This window comes from Kluyvera sp. (assembly GCF_047971185.1).
Classification (GTDB): domain Bacteria; phylum Pseudomonadota; class Gammaproteobacteria; order Enterobacterales; family Enterobacteriaceae; genus Kluyvera.
The window spans coordinates 1-17,265 of record NZ_JBKDZH010000048.1; the positions used below are offsets into that span (position 1 = coordinate 1).

The following is a 17,265-nucleotide window of genomic DNA, read 5'->3' on the forward strand; positions in this document are numbered from 1 at the left end:
AGCTAACCGATACTAATGAACCGTGAGGCTTAACCTTACAACGCCGAAGATGTTTTGGCGAAAGACAGACACAAGATTCAGCTTGATTACAGATTACATCGACATGCAAAAGCGTGTTGATAAACAGAATTTGCCTGGCGGCTGTAGCGCGGTGGTCCCACCTGACCCCATGCCGAACTCAGAAGTGAAACGCCGTAGCGCCGATGGTAGTGTGGGGTCTCCCCATGCGAGAGTAGGGAACTGCCAGGCATCAAATTTAGCGTGCTGATATGGCTCAGTTGGTAGAGCGCACCCTTGGTAAGGGTGAGGTCCCCAGTTCGACTCTGGGTATCAGCACCACTTTTTCGGTTAAAGTTTGGCACTTAGCAAAGAATTTGTCTGGCGGCTGTAGCGCGGTGGTCCCACCTGACCCCATGCCGAACTCAGAAGTGAAACGCCGTAGCGCCGATGGTAGTGTGGGGTCTCCCCATGCGAGAGTAGGGAACTGCCAGACATCAATTTAGTGAGAAAGCCCATCCTGACGGATGGGCTTTTTTGCGTTTGTAGTCCTGAGAATTCCCGGCGTCGCTGCTCGCGTCCGGGGGCAACATGATGATGGTATTATCCTCGATATAAACACCGTCTTGTCGCCTGGACGAGGCACATTCACGCCTACCCCGGAAACCCTCATCGTTAAATGACAGCGTTCTTAAAACCAGGCGGTAATTAAAAAACGTAAGGCTATCTCTTTATTATGGCTGGTGTTTTCTGACGGAGAAAATAAGAAAGGATGCTGTGAGATGAATAAAACAAACCCGCGCTACGATTATGAATAAAATAACCATATACGCGGGTTAATGTTGGAGATAACGATATCTCCGGCCGGGCTATTACTTCGTCAGAGCAACGATACCCAGCGTCAGCCCTGCCAGGGCAGCAGCGCCACCGGCAATGGCACCGGCCGTTTCCCAGTTGTCTTGCGTCGTGCCTTTCATACAGGTGTTGGTGTGAACCAGACGGCCCTGATCGTCATAGACCGGAACGCAAGGTGAGTCATGTGCACAGCCCGCAAGCAGCGTTGCCAGCAGCGTCACCAGAATGAATTTTTTCATGATATAGCCTCTAAATAATCCGTTTCATTACGCCGCAGGAGCGTATTACGGAATGGCTTGTTTTATCACCGTCATGCCGGCTGCCTGATAGGGGAAATAATCTCAATTTATGAGTTACGTAAATATCATGGAGAAAGGGCGCTAAATTGGCGGGATTATGTAGAAATGATGCAGATGAAAATAACGAAATAGTTTGCTAACCCGCGTGATTAGCGGCGTAAGCGATAACGCATTGAACCTTTTGTATTTATCTCGCAACAAAAAAGGCGTCCGAAGACGCCTTTCACATACGGTGGATGGGGTTACTCAGAATGTCTGGTAAATCGACGTCTGACGACCACGAAGAACACCGGCACGAAGAAGATAGCCAACAGCGTTGCCGTCAGCATCCCGCCCATTACGCCGGTACCCACCGCATTCTGCGCCCCGCTGCCGGCGCCGCGGCTGATAACCAGCGGCATAACGCCAAGAATGAAAGCCAGCGAGGTCATCAGGATAGGACGTAGACGCATGCGCGAGGCTTCAAGCGTCGCCTCAATAATCCCCTTGCCCTCTTTATCCATCAGGTCCTTGGCGAACTCAACGATCAAAATCGCGTTCTTCGCCGATAGCCCGATGGTGGTCAGCAGACCCACCTGGAAGTAGACATCGTTATTCAGACCGCGCAGAGAAGCGGCCAGCAGCGCGCCCACGACGCCCAGCGGCACAACCAACATGACGGAGAACGGAATTGACCAGCTTTCATAAAGCGCCGCCAGACACAGGAAGACAACGATTAACGAAATGGCATACAGCGCAGGCGCCTGGTTGCCGGATAAGCGCTCCTGATAAGACATTCCCGTCCAGTCAAAGCCAATACCTGAAGGCAGCTTACCGGCCAGCTGTTCCATCAACGCCATTGCTTCACCGGTACTTTTCCCCGGTGCGGCTTCCCCGAGAATCTCCATGGAAGGCAGACCGTTGTAACGTTCGAGGCGCGGAGAACCGTAGACCCAACGCGAGGTGACAAAGGCGGAGAACGGCACCATCTCTCCGTTGGCGCTACGAACGTACATGTTATTGACGTCGCTCGGCAGCATACGGAATTTCGCATCTGCCTGGACGTAAACCTTCTTCACGCGACCATGATCGATAAAGTCGTTAACGTAGTAACCACCCAGCGCCGCAGAGATGGTCTCGTTGATGTCCGATAACGAAACGCCTAATGCCTGCGCCTTTTCCTGATCGACATCGAGCTTAAATTGCGCGGTATCTTCCAGCCCGTTCGGACGCACACGGACCAGCTGATCCGGATGTTGCTGTACCATCCCCAGCAGCTGATTACGTGCCTGCGTCAGCGCAGTGTGCCCAAGGTTTCCCTGATCAATGAGCTCAAAGTCAAACCCGGTCGCCGTACCCAGCTCAATGATCGCGGGCATATTGAACGGGAAGACCATCGCGTCTTTAATCTGGCTAAAGGCCATGGTTGCGCGCTTGATAATCGATTCCGCGCCATTCTCTTCACCGCTACGCGCTTCCCACGGTTTGAGGCTGACGAACGCCATACCGGAGTTCTGCCCCTGGCCGCTAAAGCTAAAGCCGTTAACGGTGAAGACGCTCTCGACGTTAGCCTTCTCGTTGTTCAGATAGTAGTGGGTGACCGTATCCAGCACCTTCTGCGTGCGCTCCTGTGTGGCGCCCGCGGGCAGCTGGACCATGGTCAGGAACACGCCCTGATCTTCGTCTGGCAGGAAGGAGGTGGGCAGGCGCACAAACAGCACCGCCATGCCGGCCACGATCAGCACGTAGATAACCAGATAGCGGCCAGTACTGCGCAGAATACCGCTCACGCTGTTAGTGTAGTGATTAACGCTCTGATCGAACTTATTGTTGAACCAGCCGAAGAACCCTTTCTTCTCATGGTGATCGGCCGATCCCGGCTTCAGCAGCGTGGCGCACAGCGCGGGCGTCAGAATCAAGGCAACCAGCACCGACAGCGCCATAGCCGACACGATGGTGATAGAGAACTGCCGATAGATGGCGCCCGTCGAGCCGCCGAAGAAGGCCATTGGCACAAACACCGCCGAAAGCACCATGGCGATGCCGACCAGCGCGCCCTGAATCTGCGACATGGATTTCTCCGTCGCTTCGATCGGAGAGAGCTTCTCCTCCACCATCACGCGTTCTACGTTCTCAACCACCACAATGGCGTCATCGACCAATAGGCCTATTGCCAACACCATCCCGAACATTGTCAGGGTATTGATTGAGTAGCCAAACATCTCCAGCACCGCAAAGGTTCCCAGCAGCACCACCGGCACGGCGATGGTGGGGATCAGCGTCGCGCGGATGTTCTGTAAGAACAGATACATCACGAGGAAGACGAGGATAATCGCCTCGAACAGCGTCTTAATCACTTCGTGAATGGAGATGGTAACGAACGGCGTCGTGTCATACGGATAGACCACCTTCATCCCCTGTGGGAAGAATGGCTGCAGCTCGGCCAGTTTGGCCTTGATGGCGGTTGCCGTATCCAGCGCGTTCGCGCCCGTGGCGAGCTTGATCCCCAGCCCCGAGGCTGGTTTACCGTTAATGCGGGCGATGACATTATAGTTCTCTCCGCCCAGCTCAATACGCGCCACGTCGCTCAAATGCACCACCGAACCGTCGGCATTGACGCGCAGGGTCACTTTGCCGAACTCAACCGGGTCTTTCAGACGCGTTTGCGCAATGATTGAGGCATTAAGCTGCTGGCCCTTCACCGATGGCGTACCGCCGAGCTGCCCTGCGGCAATCTGGTCGTTCTGTACCTTCAACTGGTTGATCACATCGACCGGCGTCAGGCTGTATTTGTTAAGCAGGTTACCGTCAAGCCAGATACGCATGGCGTATTGCGCGCCAAACAGCTGAACGTCACCCACGCCGTTCAGGCGGCTGATCGGGTCTTTTACGTTAGAGGCAATATAGTCGGAAATATCATCCTGCACGGTCTGTGGATTATCGGAGATAAACCCGGCGACCATCAGGAAGCTGCTGCTCGACTTCTCAACGCTGATCCCCTGCTGCTGCACCTCCTGTGGCAGCAGCGGCGTTGCCAGCTGCAGTTTATTTTGCACCTGAACCTGGGCAATGTCCGGGTCGGTCCCTGAGTTAAAGGTCAGGGTGATGGTCACTGAACCCGCAGAATCACTGGTTGAGGACATATACATCAGGTTATCGATACCGTTCATATTCTGTTCGATAACCTGAGTCACGGTATCCTGTACCGTCTGGGCATCAGCCCCCGGATAGGTGGCGGAGATCGCGACCGCTGGCGGGGCAATCGTCGGATACTGCGCGATAGGCAGCTGTAAAATCGCCAGCCCGCCCGCAATCATCATGATGATGGCCAGAACCCAGGCAAATACCGGGCGATGAATAAAAAACTTAGACATGGGTTTGCTACCTTATTGCGCAGCCGGAGCCGCGGTATCCGCTTCTGCCTTCACGGTCACGCCTGGGCGCACTTTTTGTAACCCGCTCACGATGACTTTATCGCCGGGCTTCAGGCCGCTGGTAATCAGCCACTGGTCGCCCACCGCTTGCGCGGCAACAACGCTGCGGGTTTCTACCTGATTTTTGTCGTTCACCAGTAGTACGGTGGCATCGCCGCGCGGCGTACGCGTCACGCCCTGCTGAGGCACCAGCATCGCGCTCGGATTGACCCCTTCATCAATGCGCGCACGCACGAACATACCCGGCAGCAGCGTGTGCTGCGGGTTCGGGAAGATGGCGCGCAGGGTGATGGAGCCGGTACTTTCGTCCACGGTGACGTCAGAGAACTGCAGGGATCCTTTCAGGGCGTACGGCTGGCCGTTTTCCATCAGCAGCTGCACGCTCTTTGCGGCGCCGCCCTGCTGCAGGCTTTCCTGCTTCAGGCGCATAAAATCGTTGCTCGACTGGGTGACATCGACATAAATCGGATCGAGCTGCTGCACCGTCGCCATGGCATCGGACTGACCGTTGGTGACCAGCGCGCCTTCCGTTACGCTGGATTTACCAATGCGGCCGGTAATCGGAGAAGTGACTTTGGTATAGGCGAGATTAATACGGGCGCTCTCGACGGCCGCTTTCGCCGCCATCACGTCGGCATCGGCCTGGCGTGCGGTAGCCACCGCCTGATCGTAATCCTGCTGACTAATGTATTTCGTCCCTAACAGCGGGACATAACGTTTTACCGTCAGATGGGCAATGGCTGCAGCGGCCTCTGCTTTGGACTCATCGCCTTTCGCGCTGTCATAGGCGGCCTGATAGGTTGCAGGGTCGATCTGGTACAGCGATTGCCCAGCCTCAACGTCGCTACCTTCCACGAAGTTGCGCTTCAGAATAATGCCGCTGACCTGTGGACGAACCTCGGCGACACGGAACGCGGAGGTGCGCCCCGGCAATTCTGTGGTGATGGATAGCGGCGCATTGTTCACGACATGAACGGTAACCTGGGGCATAGGCGCATGCGCTTGTTGAACCCCAGAATTATCGCAGCCGCTCAGTAATGCCGCAGAGATTATTAAGCTGGATAACAGTGTAACCCTGGCGTGGCTCGTCATTGCGGTTCCTTATAGATTGATAGCCAGATTTGACTACAAATCTGAGAAAGAAAGGGAGAATAAAAAAACGGTTCGTTATCCTACAAATAAACATCGGTGGATGTAAGAGATAGTTATTTTGGGAGGAATGACAAAGGCACGGAAACACAAAAACAGCAGGATTGGAGAATTTGCTTAACGAAATTTAAGAGGTTTATATTTATCCGGTGAATGCAATGGTGCTTAAATATATGTGTATCGGATTTATTTGTTTTTTAACCGGCATCAAACTTTTTGGTAAATACAGCGCTGATACAGAGTGGTAAATTAAATAGATTATTCCATTCGTCGCTTATTTAGCGGCAGGTGATTGACATCATGGCCCGAAAAACGAAAGAAGAGGCGCTCAGGACGCGTCAGCTACTGCTGGACTCGGCAATTCAGCAGTTTGCGCAGCGTGGCGTCAGCAACACCACGTTGACCGATATTGCCGATGCGGCCGGCGTGACCCGCGGCGCGGTGTATTGGCATTTTGCCAGCAAAAGCGAGTTATTTAATGCTATGTGGCAGGAACAACTCCCGCTACGCGAGTTAATTCATCATAAATTGCAACAAATAGAGAGCGGGAATCCGCTACTGGATTTACGCAATAAGTTTGTATTAGGTTTGCAATATATTGCTGAGAATCCCCGGCAGCGCGCCCTGATGCAAATTTTGTATCATAAGTGTGAATTTAGCAGTGATATGATGTCAGAATATGATATTCGAACGCGAATTGGTTTTAACTATGATGCAATACGGGATATATTCCGGATGTGTGAGCGTAACGGAATTTTACCTCCGGATACAAATATTGAAATTATCCTGATTGTATTGCATAGCGCATTTAGCGGCGTCATTAAAAACTGGCTTATGGATCCGCACCAGTTCGATCTCTATCAGCAGGCACCGCTGCTGGTCGACAATATCATGTCTATCGTTTGCACCCCGCATCACTGGGCCACTCGACCCGCGCTGGTGGTGAATTACTAGCGCAGCTCTTACTCAGGCAGGGATGCCTGAAAAGATTTCATTTCTCCGCCTCCCTCTGTTTTCCCCTGACGGTATCTGTCATCTTATCCATTACTTATCGTGCTCATAATGAGGTGTTTATGAATGCTGTCTCCCGCCAGATTGGGGATTTTCAGGTAACCGCGCTGAGCGACGGGAATATGTCCGCCAGCCTGGATCTGCTTTCGGGTATCACGACGACCGACGCGGGAGAGATTCAGCGCCGCGCCGGCGTGGCTGAACCCGGCAACCTGCATATTTATGGCTACCTGATACGCGGACGCGGGCGCACGATGCTGGTGGATTCAGGGACTGGAGGTGCTAACAACGTGGGCGGGCAGCTTAGTGCTAACCTCCAGGCGTTGGGCGTGGCGCCGCAGGCGGTGGATACGCTGCTGTTGACCCATGCGCATCCCGACCATATCGGCGGCCTGCTGGATGAGGCCGGTAAAGCGGTGTATCCGAATGCGCAACTCTACCTCCATCCGCTGGAAGTGGCATTCTGGCAGGATGATGGCCTTCTGGCGCAGGCGAGCGAACGGGCGCAGCGTAACTTTGCCCGGGCGCGCCGCACGCTGGCGATCTACGGCGAGCGCGTCCGTCTGCTGGACGACAAGCCGATTGTCGAGGGGATTCAGCCCGTTCCGCTGCCGGGCCACACGCCGGGGCACACGGGCTTCAGGATTGATACGCCGCAGGCTAGCCTGATTATCTGGGGTGACATCGTCCACTTCCCCTATATTCAGACCGCGCATCCGGAGGTGTCTATCGCCTTTGATATCAACCCCGAGCAGGCGAAGGCCTCGCGTAAACGTATTCTGGCACAGGCGGCGCAGGAAAAGCTGCTGGTGGCGGGAATGCACTTTGGCGGCAGCGGTTTTGCGCGGGTGATGCCTGAAGGGCAGGGATACCGCATCGTCTATTCTGAGGCGTAAAGCAGGCAATAAAAAAGGCGCTTCCCCATGCCGAGTAGCGCCTTCAAAATCAAGCAATTAACTGATTAGTATCAGTTCATGCCGTATTTTTTCAGTTTCTTACGCAGAGTACCGCGGTTGATGCCCATCATCAGGGCAGCGCGGGTCTGGTTACCACGGGTGTATTGCATCACCATGTCCAACAGGGGCTGTTCTACTTCAGCCAGTACCAGCTCATACAGGTCATTAACGTCCTGACCGTTCAGTTGAGCAAAATAGTTCTTCAGTGCCTGTTTAACCGAGTCACGCAGGGGTTTTTGGGTTACCTGATCCTGAGAGTTAACGGTAGAAACGGTCAGTACGTCAGAATTTACGCGTTGTTCGAACATAGTTCTGTCAGCTCTTTATTTCTATTACGCAAAATTTTCGAAGTATGCCTCCAACGCCTCCAGCTGTTCGCTGGCATCCTCAATGGCGTTGAATGTGCGCCGAAACTGGTCATTTGGAGCGTGCTCCTGGAGATACCAGGAGACGTGTTTCCGCGCGATTCGGTACCCTTTTGCCTGACCATAAAAGTCATGCAGTTCCCGAACGTGCGCACAAAGCAAGCGCTTCACCTCTGCCAGAGGCAGGGGGGGTAGCAGCTCCCCAGTGTCCAGATAATGCTGGATTTCCCGAAAGATCCAGGGTCTTCCCTGAGCCGCACGGCCTATCATCAGGGCATCAGCCCCCGTATAGTCGAGTACAGCTCTGGCTTTAAGCGGGTCAGTAATGTCACCATTCGCGATAATCGGAATGGAAACGTTCTGCTTAACTGCCCGAATGCTGTCGTACTCAGCTTCTCCGTTAAACAAGCAGGCGCGGGTGCGTCCGTGAATAGTCAGAGCCTGAATGCCACAATCTTCAGCCAGTTGGGCAATTTCTACACAGTTACGGTGCTCAGGAGCCCAGCCAGTGCGAATCTTGAGTGTGACAGGAACGTCCACCGCCTTCACAACCGCGTTCAGGATAGCCTTCACCTGATCGGGGTATTGCAGTAGGGCTGAGCCTGCGAGCTTGCGATTCACCTTTTTTGCCGGACAGCCCATATTGATATCAATAATCTGGGCGCCGCTTTCCACATTAATGCGGGCGGCTCCGGCCATCTCTTCAGGATCGCTACCGGCAATTTGCACGGTTCGGATACCTGGTTCATCCACGTGCACCATCCGTAAGCGAGATTTGTCGCTCTCCCACACCTGTGGGTTGGAAGACATCATCTCTGATACGGTTAAGCCCGCTCCCATCTCGTAGCACAACGTCCGGAATGGTCTGTCTGTAATGCCAGCCATGGGCGCTGCGATCAGGCGATTTCTGAGCTGGTGTTGTCCGATACGCATGAGTTAAGAAATGACCATACTGTGACTGCAAGGCGGCGTATATTACGCATTTTTTGCACGAGATGAAAGGCCAAACTTTGAGCAATCAGATGTTGTAGATCAATGAATCTCAGTGCTGAAAGCGAATCGAAGATAAATTTCTATATTAATCATCACATTAAACAAAAGTGGATGATTTGTGCGCATTTCAAAAATCGTAAAACTTCTCTCGCATTCTTACGAAGTGGCGAGCAGTTGAGCGATAAAGCGATGATTTTATGTGCAATATTGGTTCAGAAAATGCGATCAGTCTCGCATTTATGGCGGGGAAAAACGGCAGGGTAGGCTAAAATGCGGCCCGTGGGCCGCATTCATAGACGATTATTTTTTGCGGCCAGTAATGCGGCACCACTCTTCTTTTTCGACCACGGCATCGAGGTCGAAGAGGTCGGCATACGCTTCACAAACGCTTTCCGCCTGACTGGCCAGGATACCTGACAGGCCCAGCAGGCCGCCTGTAACCGGCAGCACGCTGATTAACGGTGCCAGCTCGCGTAACGGGCCGGCCAGGATGTTTGCAACCACCACGTCGGCTTTCATGGCTTCTGGCTGGTCCTGCGGTAAATACAGCTCCAGACGCTCGGAAACGCCGTTACGCTGGGCGTTATCGCGGCTGGCCTGAATAGCCTGCGGATCGATATCGATCCCGATCGCTTTTGCCGCGCCCAGCTTCAGAGCGGCGATCGCGAGGATCCCCGAGCCGCAGCCGAAGTCGATGACCGTTTTGCCCGCCAGATCCAGACCGTCCAGCCATTGCAGGCACAGCGAGGTGGTCGGGTGGGTACCGGTGCCGAACGCCAGACCCGGGTCGAGCATCACGTTGACTGCGTTCTCGTCCGGCACGTCGCGCCAGCTTGGGCAGATCCACAGACGCTCGCCAAAGCGCATCGGGTGGAAGTTATCCATCCACTCACGCTCCCAGTCTTTGTCTTCCAGCTGTTCGATTTTGTGCGCAAAGCCCACGCCCAGCAGCGGATGCTGCTCCAGCAGGGAAACGACCGCTTTCATGTCGGTTTCTGCGTCGAACAGGCCGATAACGTCAGTGTCGCCCCACAGGCGAGTTTCGCCCGGCAGCGGCTCAAAGACCGGCGTGTCATGCGTATCCTGGAAGGTGATGGAGACCGAACCGGCTTCCATCAGCGCATCGCTAAGATCTTCGGCATTCGCGCCGGTTGTGTTCAGTTTCAGTTGGATCCACGGCATGGCAAAACTCTTTATTTAACAGTAGAAATTACGGCAGCCTGCGGCACGGGTTGACCAAAACGGTTCCCGACCACAAACGCCAGCAAACTTAGCAGTAGCGAAGGCACAATCGGATGGAAGCCCAGATACTGAATATTAAATGTCGCCAGTATGGCGTACAGCACGCCGCCGACGATCATCGCGCTTAACGCGCCTGCAGCGTTGGCGCGCTCCCAGTACAGCCCCAGCACCAATGGCCACAGGAACACCGCTTCCAGCCCGCCAAAGGCCAGCAGGTTCAGCCAGATGATCATCTCCGGCGGACGCCAGGCGGCCAGCAGCAGCAGGGCGCCCAGAATCAGCGTAATCGCCGCCGACATGCGCTTCAGGCGGCGCTCATTCTGCATCTGCTCCGGATGCAGGTTGAGATAGAGATCTTTGATGATCGTAGCGGAACTTTGCAGCAACTGGGCGTTAATTGTCGACATAATTGCCGCCATCGGCGCGGCAAGGAAGATCCCCGCGGCGAACGGAGGCAGCACTTTGACCATCAGCGTGGGGATAACCAGGTCAGGCACGGTAAGGTCGGGAATCACCGCCCGCCCCAGCGCGCCAGCAAGGTGCATGCCGAACATCAGGATGGCGACGACGATCGTGCCGATGATAATCCCTCTGTGCACCGCCTTGCTGTCTTTATAAGAGATGCAGCGTACCGCCGTGTGCGGTAAACCAATGACCCCAAAGCAGACCAGCACCCAGAACGAAGTCATAAAGGTTGGCGACAGAATATCATCCGCACCCTGTGGTGAAACGAGTTTCGGGTCAATCGCTTCCAGGGTTTGCACCGCGTGGCTCAGCCCGCCCGCCGCATGCACAATGCCAACCAGCAGCACGATGGTGCCGATAAGCATCACCAGGCCCTGCATGGTGTCGTTCAGCACGCTGGCGCGGAAGCCGCCGAACGCGGTATACAGCGCAATACTGATGCCGAAGATCAGCAGGCCGGTTTCATAGGGAATGCCCGCGGCGGTTTCCAGCAGACGTGCGCCGCCGATAAACTGGACGGTCATCGCGCCGACAAAAGCAACCAGCAGGCTCAGGCTCGCCAGCCAGACCAGCAGACGGCTCTGATAGCGGGCAAACAGCATATCGTTTAGCGTCACGGCGTTATAGCGCCGAGCAAGAATGGCGAATTTTTTACCCAATACCCCCAGCGACAGCCAGATCGCCGGCAGCTGAATCATCGCCAGCAGCACCCAGCCCAGCCCGTACTTGTAGGCCGCGCCCGGCCCACCAATAAACGAGCTGGCGCTGATATAGGTGGCGGTCAACGTCATGGCAAGGACGATGCCCCCCATTGAGCGGCTACCGAGAAAATACTCGTTGAGGAAGTTTCCCGTCGCTCGTTTGCGCATCGCGTAAATCGACAGCCCAAACACTACGAGCAAATAGGCGATAAGCGGCAGAATGACTTCAAGCTGCATGGTCGTCATCCTCCAGCGGAATATCGCGATAGATAAATTTCACCATCGCCCAGCACAGCAGAATAAAAATAAGCGGCATCAGCAGGCAGGCCATTTCAAACCAGTGCGGCAGGCCGGTGAAGCCCTGCATCGAGTTTGGTATGTAAGCACTTGCTAACCATGCAGCAAGATAGAGAAGGGTTAGCCACAGCGCCCAGCGCGCCTCTTTATGGGCCTGAACAAAACGTTTGTCCATTTTTTGTCCCTTGTGGATGAAGAAAGCGGGGATTGTACCGCAAGGACAAGATGAGAGGAGAGAAAAACAAAAAAGGCCGGAAAATCCGGCCTTCTGCTGCGATAACAGGATTATTTTTCCTGCAAGCCGAGTTTTTTCTCCAGATAGTGGATGTTGGTACCACCATGCTGGAAGTTCTCGTCGCTCATAATGCGCATCTGCAGATCAACGTTGGTTTTGATACCGTCGATGATCAGCTCCTGCAGCGCATTCTTCATGCGAGCAATCGCCACGTCACGGGTCTCACCGTAGCAGATGAGTTTGCCGATCATTGAGTCATAGTACGGCGGCACGGTGTAGCCAGCGTAAATATGAGATTCCCAACGAACGCCAAAACCGCCCGGCGCGTGGAAGCGGGTGATTTTACCCGGGCTCGGCAGGAAGGTGTCCGGGTCTTCGGCGTTGATACGGCATTCCACCGCATGGCCGCGAACCTGAACTTCGTCCTGCTTGATGGACAGCGGCTGACCGGCAGCGATACGCAGCTGCTCTTTGATCAGGTCGACGCCGGTGATCATCTCGGTAACCGGGTGCTCTACCTGGATACGGGTGTTCATTTCAATGAAGTAGAACTCGCCGTTTTCGAACAGGAACTCGAAAGTACCTGCGCCACGGTAGCCGATATCCACGCACGCTTTCGCGCAGCGTTCGCCGATGTAGCGACGCAGTTCCGGGGTAATGCCCGGCGCCGGTGCTTCTTCGACGACTTTCTGGTGACGACGCTGCATGGAGCAGTCTCGTTCCGCCAGATAGATAGCGTTGCCCTGACCATCAGCCAGCACCTGGATCTCGACGTGGCGAGGATTTTCCAGGTATTTCTCCATGTACACCATGTCGTTGTTGAAAGCAGACTTCGCTTCCGCTTTGGTCATGGCAATGGACTGCGCCAGATCGGCGTCGCTGCGCACAACGCGCATTCCGCGACCGCCGCCTCCGCCGGAGGCTTTGATGATAACCGGGTAGCCGATGCGTTTCGCATGCGCGCGGTTAGCGTCCATGTCGTCGCCCAGCGGGCCGTCAGAGCCAGGCACGGTCGGTACGCCGGCCTTCTTCATCGCGGTGATCGCAGACACTTTGTCGCCCATCAGGCGAATGGTGTCGGCTTTCTGGCCGATGAAGATAAAGCCAGAACGTTCAACCTGCTCGGCAAAGTTGGCGTTCTCAGAAAGGAAGCCATAGCCTGGGTGAATGGCAACTGCCCCGGTGATCTCAGCGGCGCTGATGATTGCCGGGATGTTCAGATAGCTTTTTACGGACGGAGCCGGGCCGATACAGACCGTCTCATCCGCCAGCAGTACGTGTTTTAAATCGCGGTCCGCAGTGGAGTGCACGGCGACGGTCTTGATGCCCAGTTCTTTACAGGCACGAAGAATACGCAGTGCGATCTCGCCGCGGTTGGCGATGACAATTTTATCCAGCATCTTCGCCTCGTTTACTCGATGACGACCAGAGGCTCGTCAAATTCAACCGGCTGACCGCTTTCTACCAGGATTGCTTTCACAGTCCCTGCTTTGTCAGCTTCGATCTGGTTCATCATTTTCATCGCTTCAACGATGCACAGGGTGTCGCCCACGTTAACTTTCTGACCAACTTCCACGAATGCTTTAGCATCCGGGCCTGGAGTGCGATAGAAAGTACCAACCATCGGGGAACGTACGATGTGACCACTGATTTCAGCTTTAGCCGGAGCTTCCACTGCGGCTGGTGCGGCTGCCGCGACAGGTGCCTGCTGTTGCATTACAGGCGCTGCATAAGCCTGCTGCATCACTGGAATACCGGTGTTCGGCGCGGTACGGCTGATGCGTACAGACTCTTCGCCTTCAGAAATTTCCAGTTCGTTGATGCCAGACTCTTCGACCAGCTCGATCAGTTTTTTAATCTTACGAATATCCATGAGTGGGTTCCGTACTCTTTGTTTAGTTTGATTGTGACAGGCGTTTTACCGCCGTCTGTAAAGCGTATGAATAGCCGTCAGCCCCGAGTCCGCAGATAACGCCGGAAGCGACATCAGACAGATACGAGTGGTGGCGGAATGGTTCGCGCGCATGGACATTGCTCAGGTGAATCTCGATAAACGGGATGCTCACCGCCAGCAACGCATCGCGAAGGGCAACGCTCGTGTGCGTGAACGCGGCCGGATTGATCAGGATATAGTCAATATTGTCTTTAGCCTGATGAATACGGTCGATGAGGACGTACTCGGCGTTGGACTGCAGGCTATCGAGCGTGACGTTCAAGGCTTCGGCTTCCGCGGTTAAGCGGCTTACGATCTGGGAAAGCGTCAGCGTGCCGTACTTCTCTGGCTCACGGGTGCCTAACATATTCAGGTTCGGGCCGTTCAAAAGCAAAATGCGAAACTTGTCAGTCATTGTGCTGCTATCTCCTGCAATTCTCGGGTAAAAAACAAAATATACCTTCGATGCGCGATTGTCACCTTTTCAGGGGGGTAAAATCCCTGTCAGGAAAACCAAGGTCGCACATTATAACTATTTCGTAGCATTTGGCAGCTAAATACTGGTCTTATCAGGGAAGATTATCAACCGCTATCGTGTAAAGAACGTCTGACTATAAGTGAATTGTGGTAAACCGCACATATCGCGACATCATCGCCACCACTGGCGGAACTTCTTATATCGGCAGGCTAAAAGCACGATCGCGCACCCGGCATAGATGAGCGGCTGCGGTGAGAGTATCTTCACCGACCATAGATAATGTATCGGCGCGAGGATCGTGACCAGATAGACGAAATTATGTAACAGTTGCCAGCGCCGCCCCAGTTTTCGCTGCATCGTCTGCGTTGAAGTCACCGCCAGCGCCAGCAGGATGAGCCAGCAGGCTAAACCCAGCAGTAAATAGGGGCGAGTCACGATTTCCTGCCCCAATAGCGACAGATTCTGAATCCCCAGCTCCAGCACGCTGTAGCTGGTGAGGTGAAGGGTCGCCCAGGCAAAACACCACAGCCCCAATAACCGGCGCGTGCGAATCAGCAGCGGCTGTTTAGCGTAGCGCGCCAGCGGGGCGACCAACAAGGTCGCCAGCAGCAATTTCAGAGCCATCCTACCGGTAAAGTGCTGGATATCTTTCACCGGATCGGCGCTGAGCTGCCCCTGAGACACCGCCCAGAACAGCCAGACGAGCGGCAAAAAGGCCGCAAGATGCAGGAAAACCTTCAGCCAGGTGACCTGTTTTACGCTCAGACGCATTAAAAATTCTCCCGTAAATTCATCCCGCGATACAGCGAAGCCACCTCATCGGCATAGCCGTTAAACAGCAGCGTCGGCTGGCGCTGCACGTCGAGGATCCCGCCCGCGCCGATAAAGCGCTCGCTGGCCTGCGACCAGCGCGGGTGATCGACGTGCGGGTTAACGTTGGCGTAAAAACCGTACTCATTCGGCGCCGCCAGGTTCCAGGTGGAGTCCGGGCGTTCTCGGGTGAGCGTAATGCTGACAATCGACTTAATGCCTTTAAAACCGTACTTCCAGGGCACCGTCAGGCGAATCGGCGCGCCGTTTTGCGGCGGCAGCGCTTTACCGTAGACGCCAACGGTGAGCAGTGTGAGCGGATGCATGGCCTCATCCAGCCGCAATCCTTCTATATAAGGATAAGCCAGACCGCCGCCAATAAACCGATCCTTCTGCCCGGGCATGTGTTCCGGGGAGTAGAGCGTTTTAAAGGCCACGTATTTCGCGTTGCTGGTGGGCTCGACGGCGGCCAGCAGCTTATGCAGCGGGAAACCGACCCACGGCACTACCATCGACCACGCTTCGACGCAGCGCATCCGGTAAATGCGCTCCTCCAGCGGAAAGCGTTTGGTTAAATCATCGTGATCCAGAGTCAGCGGTTTGGCCACCTCGCCGCCGATGGTCAGTTTCCAGGGATTGAGCGGTAAACTGCCGGCGTTCGCCGCCGGATCGGCCTTATCCAGCCCAAATTCATAGTAGTTGTTGTAGCCGGTGACTTTGCTTTCCGGCGTCAGCGTCAGTTTGCTTTGCCACTGGGCGGGTTTATCGAAGGTGAGCGGCGCGCCTGAGGGGGCGGCGGGGCGATCGTTGCCTTTGAACCAGTCGGTCAGGCTGGAGGCGTGCAGAGGAAGCGAGGCCGCAGCGGTGCCGATCCCCAGCATCTTCAGTACCTGGCGGCGCTTGAGCATAAAGACGGACTCGGCGGTCACGTCTGCTTCGGTCAGTTTTTTGGGCTTCATGGTGCTCTCCGTCATGCTTTTTTTCTAAGCATGACGGAGGCAAAGCGTTAATGCGAATATGTCACGAAAAATTGTAGATTAGGCGATTTTGACCAGCGTACGGCCCTGAATCTGGTTGTTAATGATCTTGTCGGCGAAGTCAGGCGCTTGCTCAAGGCCAATCTCCGTGGCGCTCTGCGCGAAGAACGATTCCGGCAGATCGGTGACCAGGCGCTGCCAGGCTTCGGCGCGGCGCGCGGCTGGCGTCATGACCGAATCAACGCCCTGCAGGCGCACGTTACGCAGGATAAACGGCATCACGGTGGTTGGCAGGGCAAAGCCGCCCGCCAGGCCGCAGGCCGCCACGCAGCCGCCGTAGTTCATCTGTGCCAGTACTTTCGCCAGCACTTTATCGCCGACGGTATCCACCGCACCGGCCCAGATCTGTTTTTCCAGCGGGCGGGTTTCCGCGAACTCATCACGCCCCAGAATGCGGCTCGCGCCGAGCGCGCGCAGGTAATCATGGGTGCTTTCGCGGCCGGAAACGGCGGCGACCTGATATCCCAGCTTGTGCAGCAGGGCCACCGCGGTGCTGCCCACGCCGCCGCTGGCGCCGGTGACCACAATTTCGCCGTCTTGCGGATGGACGCCCGCCTCTTCCAGCGCCATCACGCACAGCATGGCGGTAAAGCCCGCGGTGCCGATGATCATCGCTTTACGCCCGTCGAGGCCCGCCGGCAGCGGCACCAGCCAGTCGCCGTTGACGCGCGCGCGTTCGGACAGCCCGCCCCAATGGTTTTCGCCCACGCCCCAGCCGGTCAGCAGCACCTGTTGGCCTGGCGTAAAGCGCGCATCGTCGCTTGCAGAAACCGTACCGGCGAAGTCGATACCCGGCACCATCGGGAAATTACGGATAATTTTCCCTTTACCGGTGATCGCGAGCGCATCTTTATAGTTCAGACTGGACCACTGGATATCGACGGTGACGTTGCCCTGCGGCAGCAGACTGTCGTCAACGGCCTTCACTGCGGCGAGGGTTTTGCCATCCTGCTGTTCTAAGATGAGTGCCTGCATAACCTTTCCTTACATGGTCTGATAGTGAAAAAAATTAACGGGGACTATACTCGC

16 protein-coding genes, 1 tRNA gene and 2 rRNA genes are annotated in these 17,265 nt (G+C 55.3%); 5 read left to right on the forward strand and 14 right to left on the reverse strand.

Translation table 11 applies throughout. The features are described from left to right. The first annotated feature begins 133 nt into the window (after positions 1 to 133). The 3 genes from rrf (ACK5JN_RS13450) to rrf (ACK5JN_RS13460) all read left to right on the forward strand — a co-directional run bounded on the left by rrf (ACK5JN_RS13450) (position 134) and on the right by rrf (ACK5JN_RS13460) (position 493). Positions 134 to 249 (forward strand): 5S ribosomal RNA (gene rrf, locus ACK5JN_RS13450). Between the two features lie 14 nt (positions 250 to 263). Beyond that, positions 264 to 339, forward strand: a tRNA-Thr gene (locus tag ACK5JN_RS13455). Between the two features lie 38 nt (positions 340 to 377). After that, positions 378 to 493 (forward strand): 5S ribosomal RNA (rrf, locus tag ACK5JN_RS13460). 376 nt (positions 494 to 869) lie between these two features. Here rrf (ACK5JN_RS13460) and ACK5JN_RS13465 read toward each other — a convergent pair. The 3 genes from ACK5JN_RS13465 to ACK5JN_RS13475 form a co-directional block, all read right to left on the reverse strand. Beyond that, complete coding sequence (locus ACK5JN_RS13465; protein WP_035891258.1) at positions 870 to 1,091, reverse strand: lipoprotein; 222 nt, start codon at positions 1,089 to 1,091, stop codon at positions 870 to 872. Positions 1,092 to 1,393: 302 nt separating this feature from the next. After that, entirely contained in the window at positions 1,394 to 4,504 is a 3,111-nt protein-coding gene (locus ACK5JN_RS13470) for an efflux RND transporter permease subunit (RefSeq protein ID WP_416870656.1), read from the reverse strand. A gap of 12 nt (positions 4,505 to 4,516) precedes the next feature. Further along, positions 4,517 to 5,656, reverse strand: a complete 1,140-nt coding sequence (locus ACK5JN_RS13475; protein ID WP_416870657.1) for an efflux RND transporter periplasmic adaptor subunit — start codon at positions 5,654 to 5,656, stop codon at positions 4,517 to 4,519. Between the two features lie 357 nt (positions 5,657 to 6,013). On the opposite strand from ACK5JN_RS13475, the gene envR reads away from it, so the two are divergent. Continuing rightward, the gene (envR, locus tag ACK5JN_RS13480; protein WP_416870658.1) at positions 6,014 to 6,667 is read left to right on the forward strand and encodes an acrEF/envCD operon transcriptional regulator; all 654 of its coding nucleotides are present in this window, start codon (positions 6,014 to 6,016) and stop codon (positions 6,665 to 6,667) included. Between the two features lie 119 nt (positions 6,668 to 6,786). Next, positions 6,787 to 7,620, forward strand: a complete 834-nt coding sequence (locus ACK5JN_RS13485) for an MBL fold metallo-hydrolase (RefSeq protein WP_416870659.1) — start codon at positions 6,787 to 6,789, stop codon at positions 7,618 to 7,620. Between the two features lie 71 nt (positions 7,621 to 7,691). Here the strand turns inward: ACK5JN_RS13485 and fis are convergent, their stop codons facing one another. The 11 genes from fis to ACK5JN_RS13540 form a co-directional block, all read right to left on the reverse strand. Further along, the gene (fis, locus tag ACK5JN_RS13490) at positions 7,692 to 7,988 is read right to left on the reverse strand and encodes a DNA-binding transcriptional regulator Fis (RefSeq protein WP_000462905.1); all 297 of its coding nucleotides are present in this window, start codon (positions 7,986 to 7,988) and stop codon (positions 7,692 to 7,694) included. Between the two features lie 24 nt (positions 7,989 to 8,012). Then, positions 8,013 to 8,978: a tRNA dihydrouridine synthase DusB gene (gene dusB / locus ACK5JN_RS13495; protein WP_416870660.1), complete on the reverse strand. Its 966-nt coding sequence runs from the start codon at positions 8,976 to 8,978 to the stop codon at positions 8,013 to 8,015. Between the two features lie 360 nt (positions 8,979 to 9,338). Then, positions 9,339 to 10,220, reverse strand: coding sequence for a 50S ribosomal protein L11 methyltransferase (gene prmA, locus ACK5JN_RS13500; RefSeq protein ID WP_416870661.1), 882 nt, complete (start codon positions 10,218 to 10,220; stop codon positions 9,339 to 9,341). Between the two features lie 11 nt (positions 10,221 to 10,231). After that, complete coding sequence (gene panF, locus ACK5JN_RS13505; RefSeq protein WP_416870662.1) at positions 10,232 to 11,683, reverse strand: sodium/pantothenate symporter; 1,452 nt, start codon at positions 11,681 to 11,683, stop codon at positions 10,232 to 10,234. After that, positions 11,673 to 11,918 (reverse strand): YhdT family protein, encoded by a 246-nt coding sequence (locus tag ACK5JN_RS13510; RefSeq protein WP_416870663.1) that lies wholly within the window; start codon positions 11,916 to 11,918, stop codon positions 11,673 to 11,675. The genes panF and ACK5JN_RS13510 overlap by 11 nt, the downstream gene beginning before the upstream one ends. Positions 11,919 to 12,028: 110 nt before the next feature. Continuing rightward, complete coding sequence (accC, locus tag ACK5JN_RS13515; protein WP_416870664.1) at positions 12,029 to 13,378, reverse strand: acetyl-CoA carboxylase biotin carboxylase subunit; 1,350 nt, start codon at positions 13,376 to 13,378, stop codon at positions 12,029 to 12,031. Between the two features lie 11 nt (positions 13,379 to 13,389). Then, positions 13,390 to 13,851 carry an acetyl-CoA carboxylase biotin carboxyl carrier protein gene (accB, locus tag ACK5JN_RS13520; RefSeq protein WP_416870665.1) on the reverse strand — a complete coding sequence of 154 codons (462 nt, stop codon included), beginning with the start codon at positions 13,849 to 13,851 and terminating at the stop codon, positions 13,390 to 13,392. 22 nt (positions 13,852 to 13,873) lie between these two features. Then, positions 13,874 to 14,326: a type II 3-dehydroquinate dehydratase gene (gene aroQ, locus ACK5JN_RS13525; RefSeq protein ID WP_416870666.1), complete on the reverse strand. Its 453-nt coding sequence runs from the start codon at positions 14,324 to 14,326 to the stop codon at positions 13,874 to 13,876. Positions 14,327 to 14,560: 234 nt separating this feature from the next. Next, entirely contained in the window at positions 14,561 to 15,160 is a 600-nt protein-coding gene (gene msrQ, locus ACK5JN_RS13530) for a protein-methionine-sulfoxide reductase heme-binding subunit MsrQ (protein ID WP_416870667.1), read from the reverse strand. Further along, complete coding sequence (gene msrP / locus ACK5JN_RS13535) at positions 15,160 to 16,158, reverse strand: protein-methionine-sulfoxide reductase catalytic subunit MsrP (protein WP_416870668.1); 999 nt, start codon at positions 16,156 to 16,158, stop codon at positions 15,160 to 15,162. Before msrP ends, msrQ begins: the two co-directional genes overlap by 1 nt. A gap of 78 nt (positions 16,159 to 16,236) precedes the next feature. Further along, positions 16,237 to 17,211 (reverse strand): MDR family oxidoreductase, encoded by a 975-nt coding sequence (locus tag ACK5JN_RS13540; RefSeq protein WP_416870669.1) that lies wholly within the window; start codon positions 17,209 to 17,211, stop codon positions 16,237 to 16,239. Positions 17,212 to 17,265 lie beyond the last annotated feature (54 nt).

Excerpts from the sequence above, each read along its gene's own strand:
- ACK5JN_RS13465 (WP_035891258.1), bottom strand. The coding sequence starts at position 1,091 with ATGAAAAAATTCATTCTGGTGACGCTGCTGGCAACGCTGCTTGCGGGC.
- ACK5JN_RS13470 (WP_416870656.1), bottom strand. The coding sequence starts at position 4,504 with ATGTCTAAGTTTTTTATTCATCGCCCGGTATTTGCCTGGGTTCTGGCC.
- ACK5JN_RS13475 (WP_416870657.1), bottom strand. The coding sequence starts at position 5,656 with ATGACGAGCCACGCCAGGGTTACACTGTTATCCAGCTTAATAATCTCT.
- envR (WP_416870658.1), top strand. The coding sequence starts at position 6,014 with ATGGCCCGAAAAACGAAAGAAGAGGCGCTCAGGACGCGTCAGCTACTG.
- ACK5JN_RS13485 (WP_416870659.1), top strand. The coding sequence starts at position 6,787 with ATGAATGCTGTCTCCCGCCAGATTGGGGATTTTCAGGTAACCGCGCTG.
- fis (WP_000462905.1), bottom strand. The coding sequence starts at position 7,988 with ATGTTCGAACAACGCGTAAATTCTGACGTACTGACCGTTTCTACCGTT.
- dusB (WP_416870660.1), bottom strand. The coding sequence starts at position 8,978 with ATGCGTATCGGACAACACCAGCTCAGAAATCGCCTGATCGCAGCGCCC.
- prmA (WP_416870661.1), bottom strand. The coding sequence starts at position 10,220 with ATGCCGTGGATCCAACTGAAACTGAACACAACCGGCGCGAATGCCGAA.
- panF (WP_416870662.1), bottom strand. The coding sequence starts at position 11,683 with ATGCAGCTTGAAGTCATTCTGCCGCTTATCGCCTATTTGCTCGTAGTG.
- ACK5JN_RS13510 (WP_416870663.1), bottom strand. The coding sequence starts at position 11,918 with ATGGACAAACGTTTTGTTCAGGCCCATAAAGAGGCGCGCTGGGCGCTG.
- accC (WP_416870664.1), bottom strand. The coding sequence starts at position 13,378 with ATGCTGGATAAAATTGTCATCGCCAACCGCGGCGAGATCGCACTGCGT.
- accB (WP_416870665.1), bottom strand. The coding sequence starts at position 13,851 with ATGGATATTCGTAAGATTAAAAAACTGATCGAGCTGGTCGAAGAGTCT.
- aroQ (WP_416870666.1), bottom strand. The coding sequence starts at position 14,326 with ATGACTGACAAGTTTCGCATTTTGCTTTTGAACGGCCCGAACCTGAAT.
- msrQ (WP_416870667.1), bottom strand. The coding sequence starts at position 15,160 with ATGCGTCTGAGCGTAAAACAGGTCACCTGGCTGAAGGTTTTCCTGCAT.
- msrP (WP_416870668.1), bottom strand. The coding sequence starts at position 16,158 with ATGAAGCCCAAAAAACTGACCGAAGCAGACGTGACCGCCGAGTCCGTC.
- ACK5JN_RS13540 (WP_416870669.1), bottom strand. The coding sequence starts at position 17,211 with ATGCAGGCACTCATCTTAGAACAGCAGGATGGCAAAACCCTCGCCGCA.